The sequence below is a fragment of the Bacteroides sp. Marseille-P3684 genome, from assembly GCF_900291465.1.
In the GTDB taxonomy this organism is placed as follows: Bacteria; Bacteroidota; Bacteroidia; order Bacteroidales; family Bacteroidaceae; genus Phocaeicola_A.
The window spans coordinates 1,530,872-1,546,177 of sequence record NZ_LT985808.1 but is presented as its reverse complement, the minus strand read 5'-3'; the positions used below and the strand labels follow the sequence as shown (position 1 = coordinate 1,546,177).

The 15,306-nt window shown below is 54.7% G+C and carries 10 protein-coding genes; 6 read left to right on the top strand and 4 right to left on the bottom strand.

Annotation, left to right across the window (positions count from 1 at the left end):
• Positions 1 to 68 precede the first annotated feature (68 nt).
• Together C8275_RS05920 and C8275_RS05915 are read right to left on the bottom strand one after the other, a co-directional pair.
• The gene (locus tag C8275_RS05920; protein WP_106484467.1) at positions 69 to 2,534 is read right to left on the bottom strand and encodes a bifunctional UDP-N-acetylmuramoyl-tripeptide:D-alanyl-D-alanine ligase/alanine racemase; all 2,466 of its coding nucleotides are present in this window, start codon (positions 2,532 to 2,534) and stop codon (positions 69 to 71) included.
• Complete coding sequence (locus tag C8275_RS05915; RefSeq protein WP_106484466.1) at positions 2,510 to 3,529, bottom strand: GSCFA domain-containing protein; 1,020 nt, start codon at positions 3,527 to 3,529, stop codon at positions 2,510 to 2,512. The genes C8275_RS05920 and C8275_RS05915 overlap by 25 nt, the downstream gene beginning before the upstream one ends.
• Before the next feature lie 188 nt (positions 3,530 to 3,717).
• On the opposite strand from C8275_RS05915, the gene dxs reads away from it, so the two are divergent.
• From dxs to C8275_RS05900, 3 genes are all read left to right on the top strand, one after another.
• Entirely contained in the window at positions 3,718 to 5,628 is a 1,911-nt protein-coding gene (gene dxs / locus C8275_RS05910) for a 1-deoxy-D-xylulose-5-phosphate synthase (RefSeq protein WP_106484465.1), read from the top strand.
• Between the two features lie 881 nt (positions 5,629 to 6,509).
• Entirely contained in the window at positions 6,510 to 7,853 is a 1,344-nt protein-coding gene (gene trkA, locus C8275_RS05905) for a Trk system potassium transporter TrkA (RefSeq protein ID WP_022383757.1), read from the top strand.
• A 12-nt stretch (positions 7,854 to 7,865) separates the two neighbouring features.
• The gene (locus C8275_RS05900; RefSeq protein WP_106484464.1) at positions 7,866 to 9,320 is read left to right on the top strand and encodes a TrkH family potassium uptake protein; all 1,455 of its coding nucleotides are present in this window, start codon (positions 7,866 to 7,868) and stop codon (positions 9,318 to 9,320) included.
• Here C8275_RS05900 and C8275_RS05895 read toward each other — a convergent pair whose 3' ends face one another.
• Both C8275_RS05895 and C8275_RS05890 read right to left on the bottom strand, forming a co-directional pair.
• Entirely contained in the window at positions 9,321 to 10,532 is a 1,212-nt protein-coding gene (locus tag C8275_RS05895; protein ID WP_234395711.1) for an acyloxyacyl hydrolase, read from the bottom strand. It lies immediately after the preceding gene.
• A complete protein-coding gene (locus C8275_RS05890; RefSeq protein ID WP_157948192.1) occupies positions 10,529 to 11,464 on the bottom strand; it encodes a hypothetical protein in 936 nt (311 codons plus the stop codon). The genes C8275_RS05895 and C8275_RS05890 overlap by 4 nt, the downstream gene beginning before the upstream one ends.
• Positions 11,465 to 12,738: 1,274 nt before the next feature.
• Here C8275_RS05890 and C8275_RS05885 point away from each other — a divergent pair.
• The 3 genes from C8275_RS05885 to C8275_RS05875 are packed head-to-tail and all read left to right on the top strand — an operon-like array spanning position 12,739 to position 15,295.
• Complete coding sequence (locus tag C8275_RS05885; protein ID WP_022383752.1) at positions 12,739 to 13,089, top strand: NADH-quinone oxidoreductase subunit A; 351 nt, start codon at positions 12,739 to 12,741, stop codon at positions 13,087 to 13,089.
• Positions 13,086 to 13,667, top strand: a complete 582-nt coding sequence (locus tag C8275_RS05880) for an NADH-quinone oxidoreductase subunit B (RefSeq protein WP_106625743.1) — start codon at positions 13,086 to 13,088, stop codon at positions 13,665 to 13,667. The genes C8275_RS05885 and C8275_RS05880 overlap by 4 nt, the downstream gene beginning before the upstream one ends.
• Positions 13,668 to 13,675: 8 nt before the next feature.
• Positions 13,676 to 15,295, top strand: coding sequence for an NADH-quinone oxidoreductase subunit C (locus C8275_RS05875; RefSeq protein ID WP_106484461.1), 1,620 nt, complete (start codon positions 13,676 to 13,678; stop codon positions 15,293 to 15,295).
• The last annotated feature ends 11 nt before the right edge of the window (positions 15,296 to 15,306 follow it).

Below are 15,306 nucleotides of genomic sequence, written 5' to 3'. Positions count from 1 at the left end.
ATTAGAAAAAAGAGAGGCATGCCGGCTTTTCTTTCCCAAGAAACGGGAAAGAGAGCCGGCATGATTATTTAGTCCTGGAAGTAGACACGCTTCACTCGTCCCGACACACTTGTCAGGATTTCATAAGGAATAGTTTCCAAAATATCAGACAAAACACTCACCGGCAGATTGTCGCCGAAGATTTCCACACGGTCGCCTTCCTGGCAGTCTATGTCGGTCACGTCAATCATGCAGACATCCATGCAGATGTTGCCCACATAGGGAGCTTTCTGCCCGTTGACCAGGCAATAGCCATGCCCACAACCCAAGTGACGGTCCAGCCCGTCCGCGTATCCGATAGGGAGAGCTGCAATGCGCGATGGACGGGTCAACACACCACGCCGACTGTAGCCCACGGTGTCCTCGGCAGGAACATTGTGGATTTGCAGGATGGTGGTCTTCAGGGTGCTGACATTATGGATAAATGCATTGTTCACCGGATTGATGCCATAGAGTCCCAAGCCGAGACGTACCATGTCGTAATGGGCACGCGGGAAACGTTCAATCCCTGCCGAATTGCAGATGTGGCGCAGGATTTTATGGGGGAATGCCGCCTGCAACTCGGCAGAAGCCTTGGCAAAGATTTCATTCTGCTGACGGGTGAAGTCATCAAACTGTGGTGAATCGCTCCCCACGAAATGGGAGAACACCGAACGGGGCAACAAAGCCGTCTGGCTCTTCAACCGACGGATAAGGGCAGGAATCTCCTCGGGCATGAATCCCAGACGGTGCATCCCGGTGTCGAGCTTGATGTGGATGGGGAAGTTGGTGATGCCCTGTTTCTCGGCAGCCTTGATCAGCGCATCGAGCAGATGGAAGCTGTAGACTTCCGGCTCCAGCTTGTAGTCAAACAGGGTCTTGAACGCCGTCATCTCGGGATTCATGATGATGATGGACGCCGTAATGCCCGCCTTACGCAGGTCGGACCCCTCATCTGCCACGGCAACGGCCAGATAGTCCACCCGGTGGTCCTGCAAGGTCTTGGCTATCTCATAGGACCCGGCACCGTAGGCGGACGCCTTCACCATGCACACCATCTTCGTGTCGGGCATCAGGAAGCTGCGGTAGTAGTTCAAGTTGTCCACCATGGCGTTCAGGTTGATTTCGAGGATGGTCTCATGCACCTTCAGTTCCAGCTGTTCCGACACTTCATCGAAGTGGAACTTGCGCGAACCTTTTACCAGGATGGCTTCGTTACGCAGGGACGCAAACACGTCGGATGCCAGCAGGGAGGCAGTGTCGGGGAAGAAATACTTCTCCATCGGGAAACGTGCCTCAGCAGCCGAGATGTCGGGACCTACCCCGATGATTTTCTCGATACCGCGGTTCTGCACCAGCTGCGCCACCTTGCGATAGAGGAAGGTCGCACTCTGTCCCGTCTCCAGGATATCGGAAAGGATCAGCGTACGCTTGCGCCCCTTCGTGTCGGTACGCCGTGCCATGAAGTCGAGTGCTATGTCGAGCGAAGCCAGGTCTGAATTATAACTGTCATTGATAAGCGTACATCCGTTCTTGCCTTCCTTCACTTCGAGGCGCATGGCTACCGGTTCCAACCGTGCCATGCGGACGGCAATGTCCTCGGGCGATATCATCAGGTAAAGGCACACAGCCAGACAGTTGAGCGAATTTTCCACCGACGCGTCGTCAATGAAAGGAATCCGGTAACTGTTCTCCATACCGAGGTAGCGGTAGTTGACCGTCGTCCCGGTATCGTCCTTCTTGATGGAACGGATGTAGAGGGGTTTCTCGTCGTCCTTTTGCGACCACGCTATTTCACGGGCGGAAGGGATGGTCTTTGCCACACAGTCACAGATTAATTCGTCGTCACCGTTATAGATGATGACGTCGCAATCCTTGAAGAGCGACAGCTTCTCGCTGCACTTGTCCTGCAACGAAAAGAAGTTCTCCTGATGGGCGCCGCCGATGTTGGTCAGTACGCCGATGGTCGGATTGATGATGGTGCGCAGGGCATCCATCTCTCCCATTTCGGAGATGCCGGCTTCGAAGATGCCCACTTCAGTCTGCTCGTTCATGAGCCACACGGAAAGCGGAACACCGATTTGCGAATTGTAGCTCCGTGGGGAGCGTGTCACGTTCTTGTCGGGCGAGATGAGCTGGTAGAGCCATTCCTTCACCACGGTTTTCCCGTTGCTTCCGGTGATGCCCACCACGGGGACATCGAACTCCTTGCGGTGCAGTTCGGCGAGGTGCTGCAACGCCTTCAGCGGACTTACGACGCGCAGGAAGTTGGCTCCGGGGAAGTCCTCACACGCACCGGGAAGCTCCGACACCACAAAGTTGCGCACACCGCGGTTATAGAGGTCAATGATGTATTTATGTCCGTCGTTACGCTTCGAACGCAGGGCGAAAAACAGGGTTTCTTCAGGAAAACACAGCGAACGGCTGTCGGTGAGAATCCAATCGATCCGGGCCTTCTTGTTACCGAAACGTTCGGCTCCTATCTGGTGACTTATTGATTCAATCGTGTATGGCATAATTCCAATTCCTTTTTGAAGTCTAAGGTCGGACATTTTTCTGTAAGACGGTTTATCCTTAACACTATTTGTGTTAAAAAGTTCTTGTATTGAGGGGCTTCCGGATGAAACGGACGATGTTCCAAAGCCCGTCTTATCTCCTGACATTCAGCCATCACCGACCGAGCTTCCGCTGTCAGGCAGGCGTCAGTGAAGCATTCCCATACATAATCTATAGCCAACGGAGAGGGATGCAACATGTCGTCGGCATAGAAACGGTAATCGCGCAACTCGTCGAGCACAATCTCATAGGCAGGGAAATAGTGGCAGCAGGGACAGGTCGCACAGAGTTCGTCCACCGCCAGGAGCAGAGCCGACTTGCTGAGCTGGTTGGCATGGAATCCGTCGCGGGCATGACGGATGGGACTGACGGTGAACAGGACCTGCAACGTGGGACGACGTTCCAAGAGCCGTCCGATGACCGCACCCAGTCTCCGGACGACAGCATCGGGACTGACCCGCAGACGCACGAAACGGCTCTCCGGCAATTTGTGGCAGTTTGCCACCACCTGCTCCAACGGGTCGGCCGCACCACCGTCTTCTCCCTTCAGGCAGTACACATACGACGTGCCCAGGGTGATGAGCAGGAAGTCCAGCGACGGCAATGCCTCCATCGCCCGGCTCAGCCTTCCGTTGATCAGACTCAGGCATTCATCCCGGGACGAAGCGGAAAAGCGCGAATGGTGCATGAAGCTGTGCCACCATCCGTCTTTGGAGACGAACAGCTCGGGCGACGTCTCGTCATACAGGCGTCCGTCCAGCAACGTCTCCAGCGCACGGGCAATCGAAAAGGGATTGTAAAGGATGCCAAACGGATTGACATCACACGCGAACTTGGCATCCGACAGACGGTTACCAATGTGTTCGGAAAAGCACGAACCCAGCGACATCAGCCGGTTCTGATAACCGACGGACAGGATGCCGGCGGGCAATTCTACTTTCGTTCTGAAGTTCATCATATTCCTCCGAGGGCTAAAAATCCACCGCAAAAGTACGCATCTTAGTGAGTAATTATATATTTTTGCCGATTATTATCCAACTTTCGCAAGCCCAAGGTGTAGTGAACGAGGTGACTTCCCGTCCGCCGAATCCACTGCGCACACCGTGGAACGCCTACGAGGTTTTAAGTAAGAGACTAACAACGATGAGTAAGGAGAACACATACACGCTGCTCGACGCCATACACTATCCGGCAGACCTACGCCGGCTCAACCTAGACCAACTGCCTGAGGTGTGTCGTGAATTACGCCAAGACATCATCAACGAACTTTCGTGCAACCCGGGACACTTCGCCGCCAGTCTGGGTGTGGTGGAACTGACCGTCGCACTGCACTATGTCTACAACACCCCCTACGACCGCTTGGTGTGGGACGTGGGCCATCAGGCTTACGGACACAAGATTCTCACCGGACGCAAGGAGATGTTTTCCACCAACCGCAAATATAAAGGTATCCGCCCCTTCCCCTCACCCGAAGAGAGTGAATATGACACGTTCGCCTGCGGACATGCCTCCAACTCCATCTCGGCTGCCCTGGGCATGGCTGTCAGTGCCAAGCGTCTGGGAGAGACCGACCGCCACATCGTTGCCGTCATCGGCGACGGTTCCATGAGCGGCGGACTGGCTTTCGAAGGGTTGAACAATGCGTCTTCAACCCCCAACGACCTGCTCATCATCCTCAACGACAACGACATGTCCATCGACCACAGTGTGGGGGGCATGCGTCAGTATCTGCTGAACCTCAACACCAACGACAAGTATAACCGGCTGCGTTACCGGCTCTCGCAACTCTTCGGCGACCTGGGGCTGCTCAATGAACGTACCCGCAAGAGCATCATCCGCTTCAACAACAGTCTCAAGTCGGTCCTCTCCAAACAACAGAACATCTTTGAAGGCATGAACATCCGCTACTTCGGTCCTGTCGACGGACACAACGTGACCGAACTGGTGCGTACGCTCAACACCCTGAAAGACATGAAGGGCCCCAAGCTGCTGCATGTCCGCACCGTCAAGGGACGGGGCTTCGCTCCGGCGGAAGAACAGGCCACCATCTGGCATGCTCCAGGACTCTTCGACCCGAAAACCGGCAAACGCCTCGTGCAGTGCACCGACGGACTGCCGCCCCTGTTTCAGGACGTGTTCGGAAAGACACTCGTGGAGCTTGCCGAACAGAATCCCCGCATCATGGGCGTCACACCTGCCATGCCCAGCGGATGCTCGATGAACATATTGATGCACACCATGCCCGACCGTGCCTTTGACGTAGGCATTGCCGAGGGACATGCCGTCACCTTCTCCGGAGGAATGGCAAAGGACGGACTGCTGCCCTTCTGCAACATCTACTCCTCCTTCATGCAACGTGCCTATGACAACATCATTCACGATGTCGCCCTGCTGCGCCTCAACGTCGTGTTCTGCCTTGACCGTGCCGGACTGGTCGGTGAAGACGGACCGACTCACCACGGAGCGTTCGACCTTGCCTACCTGCGTCCCATCCCCAACCTGACGATTGCTGCCCCGTATGACGAGCACGAACTGCGGCGCATGATGTACACCGCCCAGCTGCCTAACCAGGGACCGTTCGTCATCCGTTACCCTCGCGGACGCGGAAGACTCACCGACTGGCACTGTCCGCTCGAAGCCATCGAGGTGGGCAAAGGCAGACGCCTGAAAGACGGCAACGACCTCGCCGTGCTCTCCATCGGTGCTGTGGGCAATGCCGCAGCCGACGCCATTGCCGAGGTCGAACAGGCACATCCGGACGTCAGCATCGCGCACTATGACCTCCGCTTTGCCAAGCCGCTCGACGAAGAACTGTTGGAGGAGGTCGCCCGTCGGTTCAACCGCATCGTCACCGTGGAAGACGGTATTCTGAAGGGCGGCGTCGGCAGTGCCGTATTGGAGTACATGGCGGACCATGACCACACACCACACGTCCGCCGGCTGGGCATTCCTGACCGCTTTATCGAGCATGGCGCCGTCGACATCCTGCGCCACCTCTGCGGCATCGACAAGGAAGGCATCCGCGACGCACTCCTTGCCGAACTGCAACGCTGACCGGCATCGGTCCAAAGATGATAGACACGGACGATACAGGGCGCAAGCCCAGCCTCTGCATCGCCCGTGTCCTGTTTTTCCGCTCCGCCACTCCCACACATTCCCCTTTCCCCCTACACATTCCCGTTGACAAACCGAGAGCCAAAAGAGCAATTCTCCTTACACAATTTACCAAATCCACCTTTTCAACTAACGCGTACTTTTGCAAAATCGAGCAAACTAGCGAAGAAAGGTTAATTCTGCTTCACACTAAACTTCTGAAGCGCCCATTCATTTCACGTTTCTTAGTATCCAACACTTGTTTTTCACGCGCCAAACAATATTGTTTGAGTCGTCAAACACTTGTGTTTGGGACGTGAAACAATATTGTTTGACCGATGAAACAATATTGTTTCGTCCGTCGATGTAAGGAAAAGAGAAAACGGAAGAATAATTTCTGACAACTGCTCTCCAAAAAGAACGCGGACGCATCACTTTTCCAACTATTAAATCGCACCATATTCTGAAACCGCACGCACCACAAAGTCACTTACAGGGAATATCTCACTGCGCTCTGAAAGCGATGTTTGCCATCTCCCGACAAAGTGTATTTTGCAAATCGCTCCAGAATCGCTTCTTTGCTCACCGACTCGTCTTCGGGTGCGAGGAAGGGCACTCTCAGACGATTCGTTTGACGTTTTGACACTTTGACACCATGCGAAGACCTGCCCGGAACGCCGTCAATCGATAGACAGCCCCTTGCGAAGCAACCGGACATCCCTCCCATGCAAACCGCCGGATTGTCAAGCCGAGATTGCAAAAAAAGAAAGCAAAAAGCTTTTATATAGTATGAAATAGGTTATCTTTGCCACGCAAAAAGACACAGACTAAGGATTTAAAGTATGAAAATAATCATTGCCGGAGCCGGGGAAGTGGGAACTCACCTGGCAAAAATGTTATCCGGAGAGAAGCAGGACATCATCCTCATGGATACGGATGAAGAAAAGCTGGGTCAGCTGGAAGACAATTTCGACCTGATGACCGTCAATGCCTCCTCACTCTCCATCGCCGGACTGAAAGAAGCCAACGTACCCAACGCCGACCTGTTCATCGGTGTCACTCCCGACGAGAGTCGCAACATGACTTCCTGCCTGCTGGCACACAGCCTGGGCGCCAAAAAGACCGTAGCACGCATCGATAACGCCGAATACCTGCAACCCAAACATCAGGAATTTTTTGCCAACATCGGCATCAACTCACTCATCTACCCTGAAATGCTTGCCGCCCGCGAAATCGTGGACGCCATCAAGATGAGCTGGATCCGCCAGTGGTGGGAGGTCGACGGTGGCGAACTGGTGCTCATCGCCGTCAAGCTGCGCCGCACGGCACACATACTCGACATTCCTCTCCATCAGCTGGACACCCGGTCCACCCCCTTCCTCATCGTTGCCATCAAGCGGGGCATGCACACCATCATCCCCCGCGGTGACGACACCTTGCAGGAGCTGGACCTCGTGTACTTCATGACCATGAAGAAGTACATCCCCTACATCCGTCAGATAGCCGGAAAAGACGACTACAAGGACGTCCGCAACGTCATGATCATGGGCGGAAGCCGCATTGCCGTCCGCACGGCACAGATGGCACCCGAATACATGAAGGTGAAAATCATCGAGAAAGACATCGAACGCTGCCACCGCCTCACCGAGCTCATCGACAACGACCGCGTGATGATCATCAACGGCGACGGCCGTGACATGGACCTCCTCATGGATGAAGGCATCGAAAACACCGAAGCGTTCGTAGCACTCACCGGCAGTGCGGAAACCAATATCCTCGCCTGCCTGGCTGCCAAACGGACGGGCGTCAGCAAGACCGTAGCGGAAGTGGAGAACATGGCATACATCAGCATGGCAGAGGGCATGGATATCGGCACCATCATCAACAAGAAGATGATTGCCGCCAGCCACATCTACCAGATGATGCTCGATGCCGACGTGACCAACGTGAAGTGTCTCACCGTGGCAAATGCCGACGTGGCTGAGTTCATCGTGAAGGAAGGGTCGAAAATCACCAAGCATCCGGTGAAGGACTGCGGACTGCCCAAGGGCATCAACATCGGTGGTGTCATCCGTCAGGGGACGGGCGCCCTCGTAACCGGTAACACCCAGCTTCAGGCAGGTGACCACGTCGTGGTGTTCTGCACGGGCATGACCATGCAGAAGATTGAAAAATTCTTTATTTAAGCGTACACCCAAATGATAAACTATAAGATTGTGGCAAAGATACTGGGAATCCTCCTCTTCCTGGAAGCGATTCTCCTGTTGGGCTGCTCCATCTTTCCCATCTGTTTCGGGGAGAGCGACCTCGTGCCCTTCCTCGCCTCGGCAGGCATCACCTGCCTCATCGGACTCATCCTGTTCTGGATCGGACATGATGCCGACAAGAAGGTGAACCGCAAGGACGGCTACATCATCGTCACCTTCTCGTGGGTGCTGTTCAGCTTGCTGGGCATGCTCCCCTTCCTTTTCGGGCGTTACACCGAGAGTGTCGCCAACGCCTTCTTCGAGACCATGTCCGGCTTCACCACCACCGGTGCCACCGTGCTTGACAACATCGAATCGTTGCCTCACGGCATCCTGTTCTGGCGCAGCCTGACACAGTGGTTCGGCGGATTGGGCATCGTGTTCTTCACCATTGCCGTACTGCCCATCTTCGGGTCAGGCGGCATGAAGCTCTTTGCTGCCGAGACCACCGGTCCGACACACAGCAAGCTCCATCCCCGCCTCGACGTGACGGCGAAATGGATATGGACCATCTACCTCATCATCACCCTTGCCCACGGAGCCTTGTTGCTGTTGGGCGACATGCCCTGGTTCGACAGCTTGTGCACCGCCATGTCGACTGCCGCCACCGGCGGTTACTCGGTGAAGCAAAGCAGCCTCATGGCATACAACTCACCCTACATCGAGTACATCACAACCCTCTTCATGCTCATCTCGGGCGTGAACTTCACCCTGCTCTATGTCGCCATCCTGAAGCGGCAGCCCGTCCGCCTGCTGAAGGACACGGAGTTCCGCTGGTACATCGGGAGCTACTCGGTGTTCACACTGTTCATCACCATCGCTCTGCTGGTAGACACACCGATGGGACTGGAGGAGAGCTTCCGTCTTGCATCCTTCCAGGTTGCCACGGCACAGACCACGACAGGATTCGGAACGGCCGACTACATGCTGTGGCCTTCCTGCACCTGGCTGGTGTTGTGCATCGCCATGATGGTCGGTGCCTGCGCCGGTTCGACAACCGGAGCCATGAAGTCCATCCGCCTGGCCATGCTGTTCAAGATTGTACGCAACCAGTTTCGCCACATGCTCCATCCCAACGCCGTGCTCCCGCTACGCATCAGCGGAGTGGTCATCTCCAACGAAATCAAGACGACCCTGCTCGCCTTCTTCTTCGCCTACATCGGCATCATCCTTGTGGGTTGGGTGTTCATGCTGACGTTGGGTGTCGGGTTCATGGAGGCATTCGGCATCACGGTGTCGAGCCTGGGCAACGTAGGTCCAGGATTGGGCAACTGCGGTCCGGCGTATTCATGGAACAACCTGCCCGATGCAGCCAAGTGGGGCTGTTCCTTCCTGATGCTCATCGGACGTCTGGAACTGTTCTCCGTCCTGCTGCTGTTCAGCCCGAGCTTCTGGAAGAAACACTGATCAATGGAACCTGTACCCGATGCCGAGCATCAGGTTGTTGGGGTCGTGGAAGTCCTGTAGCTGATAGCCTACATGCAGGAAGATGCTCCGGGTGAAAAAGGCCTTCAAGGCAAGCACCTGGTAGAGACCTTTGGCATCATCGCCATGACGGTAACAATTGTAACCGACGCCTACGTTGACCGAGAAGACAGGCATCGTCCATTCTCCCCGGGCGGAAAGTCCCACGACAATCTGTTCGCGGAACGGCGGACGGTAGAACTTGATGTCATCGCCCGGACCAATGCCTGCGAGGTGTTCCTTCAGGTTGCCTCCCTCATCCCAACGTCCATCGAGCGAGATGCCTGCAGCAAGGTTCTTCGTGAAATGATACATGGGTGCCACGTTGAGACCGATGATACCGAACTTGCCGGGAAGCAGGTAAGATGACCCTTCCCAGTCCAGTCCACGCGTGCGGGCTGCTCCATAAAGCAACACATCGTAAGACCAGTGAGGCCGGAACACCGGTGCCGGTTCTCCTCCTTCCGTCTGCTCTTCTTCACCCCACGAACGCACCACTCCCAGGCGTGCCCCCATCGTGTTCACCCCACCATTGGGATAGCGGGTGTTTCCGTTGGAATAGTGGGTCAGGTCGATACCTGCCGTGAGGTTCCATGAGGAAGGAAGCTGCCAGTTGAGGAATACCCCCAGATTGATATACGCATTGATACGTGAGCCGACGACCGTATTTTTCGGGTTGGTCTCCTCGTCATGGGGTTTCCAGCCGAAGGATGCCCCGAAGTTCCACTCATAGTCGAGCGACAGACGTCGGGAAAGACTCGCCATCCGCGAACCCTGAAAGACATAGACAGCCAACGGATTGCCTACCTCCCGTGCGTTGAAGAAGGTGTTGTATGCCACACCGATGCCCTGATAAGCGTGCGGATAGAGTTTCCCCAGACGGGTGTGGGGAGCAAAACGGAAGGCATATTTCAGGTGGGTGGACAAGGCCGTGCGTATGGGCTTGCCTGCCAAGTTATCGTCTTCAAAGAATGTTTCGGTAGGAGCCACATAGCCCGTCCGCAGGTCTACACCGAGACGGTGGGTGATGCGCGGACGCAGACTGTCTGCCACCGACACCTGCTCTTGCGACAGAAGCGGGGAAGACAGACCGAAGGACAGCAACAGCCCCGTCAGCATCCGGAAATTCAAGATAAGGGAAAGAGACTTTTTCACAACGGTATTTTTATATGATAATCACTTCCTGTGAACAACGTTCCGCGATACATGCCACTGAGGCTCCGTCTTCTGCCGTTGCGCGGATGGGATGCATGGACGGTATAGGATGCGTTGAACAGGCTGTAATCGAGGAGGGGGATGATGCGTACATGTTCATTGGGAGCGATGCTGACGACTTTTATCCGGTCAGGCACGGAGAGAGGCAACGGCTGTTCGCTCAGGGAAAACGGCAACTTCATTCCGCTGAAGACCAGCCTTCCGCCTGACACGCTGTCGGGAACCTCCAGTTCTGTTCCGGAAAGCCAGGATACATTGCCATCCGACACTACGCTGAACCTTCCCCGGCTCCGATTCTTTCCCGAGATGACGAGCTGCTGACGGATGGTGTCGGCGGACTGATTATAGACCACCAGTCCCTCGCCCTCGCGTACCTCCGTCCATGGTGAATCCGGTTCAAGCCGGTACACCACACTGTCCACCCGGTAAGGTTCGCCCAGTGTCAGACGGAACTCCAGCGGGATGTCCACATAGTCGTTGCCCACATGGATGTCCATCCGATAATCCTCCTGTAACAGGTTCTCACCGAGCATCACGACCAGCCGACGTCCTTCGTCGCGCACAACAGCGCAATCCAACAGTCCCCCAAGGCTGAACTCCAGCCGTTCCCGGTCCTCCATCTTCGTTACCGGACCGCCATTGTCACCACTGACAAAGCTGATGAGCGACTTGCCCGACTCCGACGTCACATCGAGCACGCTCCAGTCTTCCGATGGAAAATCGATGACCAGCGTGTCTCCGTTGCCGTCCAGCGTGAAATGTGTTTCAGCCGGAGCAATACGGTCTACAAAGACCTCCTGGTTGCAACCCGTGCAGGCAAGCAACCCGCCCCACAGCAGACCGCACCGTATCCTCCGAAGTATATTTTTCATGATTTCTGTCTTGTTAAAGTAAGGCATGCATGCAAAGGTAGTGTTTTTCGGAGAAGCTCCTGCCTGAAAATATCCTTTTCTTCACTCGCCGCTTCGTGCCCAACTGTTTTCTTACCCAACTATCAAAATGTCAAACGAAGGCATCCACAGAGGCATTTCTTGCACCAAAGGACGAGTTGGAACGCAAAGAAGGCATTCTGGAGCGATTCACAAAATACAACTTGACACGGCTACGGCTGTTTTCGTTGCACGGAAGCTCGTCTGTCAGCGAAACAGCAGCATTCTCACAACGAACACGGGAGAGATACATGCTTTTTATTACCATCCGAATTATTGACAGCACACTCCTTCCAGCGAATGAAACTCGGAACTTTTTACTTCCATCTTCCAAAGATTTGACTTCCGGGCATGAAACAATCGTGTTTGGAGGGGGAAACTATATTGTTTGACGCGGCAAACTATATTGTTTGGCTCGCGAAACAATATTGTTCCGGGCACGTTTTGTCAATCTTCCGAAAACGAAGTGTATAGTTTTCTAAAATGAAGGGCATTTTCCCGGTGTTTTGTTTGCTTTTCTTAGCAATTGCCTGCTAGTTTGTCGGCAAATCGTCCAATGTGAGTTAGCCACAAAGAGACGTTTGACGAAATCCGTCAAGCAAAAGCACGGAAATGACTTCTTTTTGTCATTTCCACCCATCCGCAGAAAAAGACGTCGGATGAAAAAAGAGCACACCAAGGGACGGAAGGAAAGGCGTCCGTGACGCCCCAGGAGAGAAGGTGCGGGACACGGGAAGCAATCTTCCGGCGTGGTTAAAAAAAACGAAAAAATTCGTGGGCTTATTCAATATTAGTGACTATCTTTGCGGCTCAAAAGTAGTAGTAGAGATGGTCAAAGGCTGGAAAATGTTGGTTTTACCCTTTTTCCTATTGGTGCTCTTTTTGGGCAATTCAATAGGGAGGCTGTCTGCCATACCCTTCACCCAACCTTCCCGCCCCTCTACTCCCGACCTCTCTATCAAGCACAATCCTCTTACACCAAACAGTTTTTACAACAGAAGCATACGTCCTGTCACCCGGCTGTTCCATGCTGACGGACGAACTTGCCGTGACACGGGTGCCCGCCCCTCTCACTCTACTACCTCCAACCCTTTCCGCAGCACCCCTCGTCCGGCTCCGACCCTTCTCTTCTGCCGGCTCTTGATTTAGCCCCGGCAGACACAAGCAACGTCTTTATTTTCATTGCAACATAAATCAAATAACCTAATAATTAAAACATGTCTTTTACATTATTAATTACCGCAATTTTAACCGGAATTGCCTTGGTAGCTGCCGGCATGATCGTGGCAAAGCTTATCAGCCCGCGCTCGTTCAATGCCCAGAAAGGCGAGGCCTACGAATGTGGTTTACCCACACGTGGACGTTCGCAAATGCAGTTCAAGGTTGGTTATTACCTGTTCGCCATCCTGTTCCTGATGTTCGACATCGAGACAGTGTTCCTCTTTCCCTGGGCAGTTGTCGTGGGTGAAGTGGGAATCTATGGCCTGGTAAGTGTCATCTTCTTCTTAGTAGTATTAATCTTAGGCCTGGCATACGCCTGGAAGAAAGGAGCGCTCAAATGGGAATGAAACAGCCGAAAATCCGCTCCATGAAGTATGAGGAGTTCAAGAACAACGACTACCTGGAGCACATGGTCGAGGAACTTCGTGAACAGGGCGTGAACGTTGCCGTGTCGAAACTTGATGACCTGATCAACTGGGGACGAAGCAACTCCGTGTGGTCATTCCTGCTCGGAACGAGCTGCTGCGCCATCGAGTTCATGGCACTGGGTGCTGCCCGCTATGACATGGCACGCTTCGGTTTCGAGGTAACCCGTAACTCCCCCCGTCAGGGTGACGTGCTGCTCGTCATGGGAACCATCACCCACCGCTGCGCACCGTTGATGAAACGTCTGTATGACCAGCTCGCCGAACCGAAATATGTCATCGCCGTGGGCGGATGCACCATCTCGGGCGGCCCGTTCAAGAACTCGTACCACGTGGTCGACGGCATCAACCAGATTGTCCCTGTGGATGTCTACATCCCGGGATGTCCGCCGCGCCCCGAGGCTTTTTATTATGGCCTGATGCAGCTGCAACGCAAAATCAAGCTGGAACATTTCTTTGGCGGTGTTAACCGTAAACAACCCAAACCAGAAGAAGATTAATAGGAGCTATGGATATAAAAGATAAGATTTTGAAGATTGTGCCGGAAGTGACGTTCACCGAACAGGGTGACACGGTGGCTGTCGTGCCTCTGGCCTCATTCCGCAAGCTTGCCGAAGCCTTGCGTCACGACCCGGAAGACGCCATGGATTTCATGCGCGACATCGTGGGCATGGACTGGGGCGAGACCCTGGGAGCACTCTACTACCTGGAGTCGACCACCTCGAACCGCCGCATCACCCTGCGCACAGAGACTGACAACCGGGAGAATCCGGTCATCCCCAGTGTCTGCGACCTGTGGGCAACCGCACAAATCAAGGAGCGCGAGGCACACGACTTCTTTGGCATCATTTTCACGGGCAACCCCGACCTGCGCCGCCTCTTCCTGCGCGAAGACTGGGTGGGCTACCCCTTCCGCAAGGATTATGACATGAAGTCCAACCCGCTCAACATGACCAACGAGGAGGATGACGACGTGGCACCGACCTACGAGCTGGGTTCCAAGGGTGAACTCATCTGCGGAAAGAACGTCGTTTTCGCCCCCGAAGAGTTTGTCATCAACATGGGTCCGCAACACCCGTCAACCCACGGAGCGCTGCGTATGCGTATCTCCCTCGACGGTGAGACGGTGAAGCGTGTAGACCCGGTCTGCGGATACATCCACCGCGGCATCGAGAAGATGAACGAGAGCCTCACCTACCCGCAGACACTCGCCCTGACCGACCGTCTGGACTACCTGAGCGCACACCAGAGCCGCCATGCCCTGTGCATGTGCATCGAGAAGGCTGCCGGCATCGAGATTTCCGAGCGTGCGAAGTACATCCGTACCATCATGGACGAGTTGCAACGTATCGACTCCCACCTGCTCTACTTCTCCTGTCTGGTGCTCGACATGGGTGGCTTCACCCCGTTCTTCTACGGCTTCCGCGAACGTGAGATGGTGCTCGACATCTTCGAGGAGACCACCGGCGGACGCCTCATCCAGAACTACAACATGATCGGCGGTGTGCAGGCCGACCTGCATCCCGACTTCCAGAAGAAGGTGAAAGCGTTCATCAAGCATATGCGCGGCATCGTGCATGAGTACCACGAAATCTTCACCGGCAACGTCATCGTGACCAGCCGTATGAAGGGTGTGGGCGTGCTGAGCCGTGAGGATGTCATCAGCTACGGCGCTACCGGAGGCACGGGACGTGCATCGGGCTGGAGCAACGACGTACGCAAGCACCACCCCTACGGTGTCTATGACAAGGTGGAATTCAAGGAAATCCTCCGCACGGAAGGCGACAGCTTCGCCCGCTACATGGTGCGTATGGACGAAATCATGGAGTCGCTCCACATCATCGAACAGCTCATCGACAACATTCCTGAAGGCGAATACCGCGTGAAGACGAAACCCATCATCCGCGTGCCGGAAGGCATCTACTCCCAGTCAGTGGAGACGAGCCGTGGCGAGTTCGATGTCATCCTTGAGAGCCATGGAGACAAGAGCCCCTATCGTCTGCACTACCGCTCGGCCTGCCTGCCGCTGGTACACACCCTCGACAAAGCCTGCCGTGGATGGAAGATTGCCGACCTGATTGTGATTGGTGCAAGTATCGACCTTGTAATCCCTGACATTGACAGATAAATTGACCAACC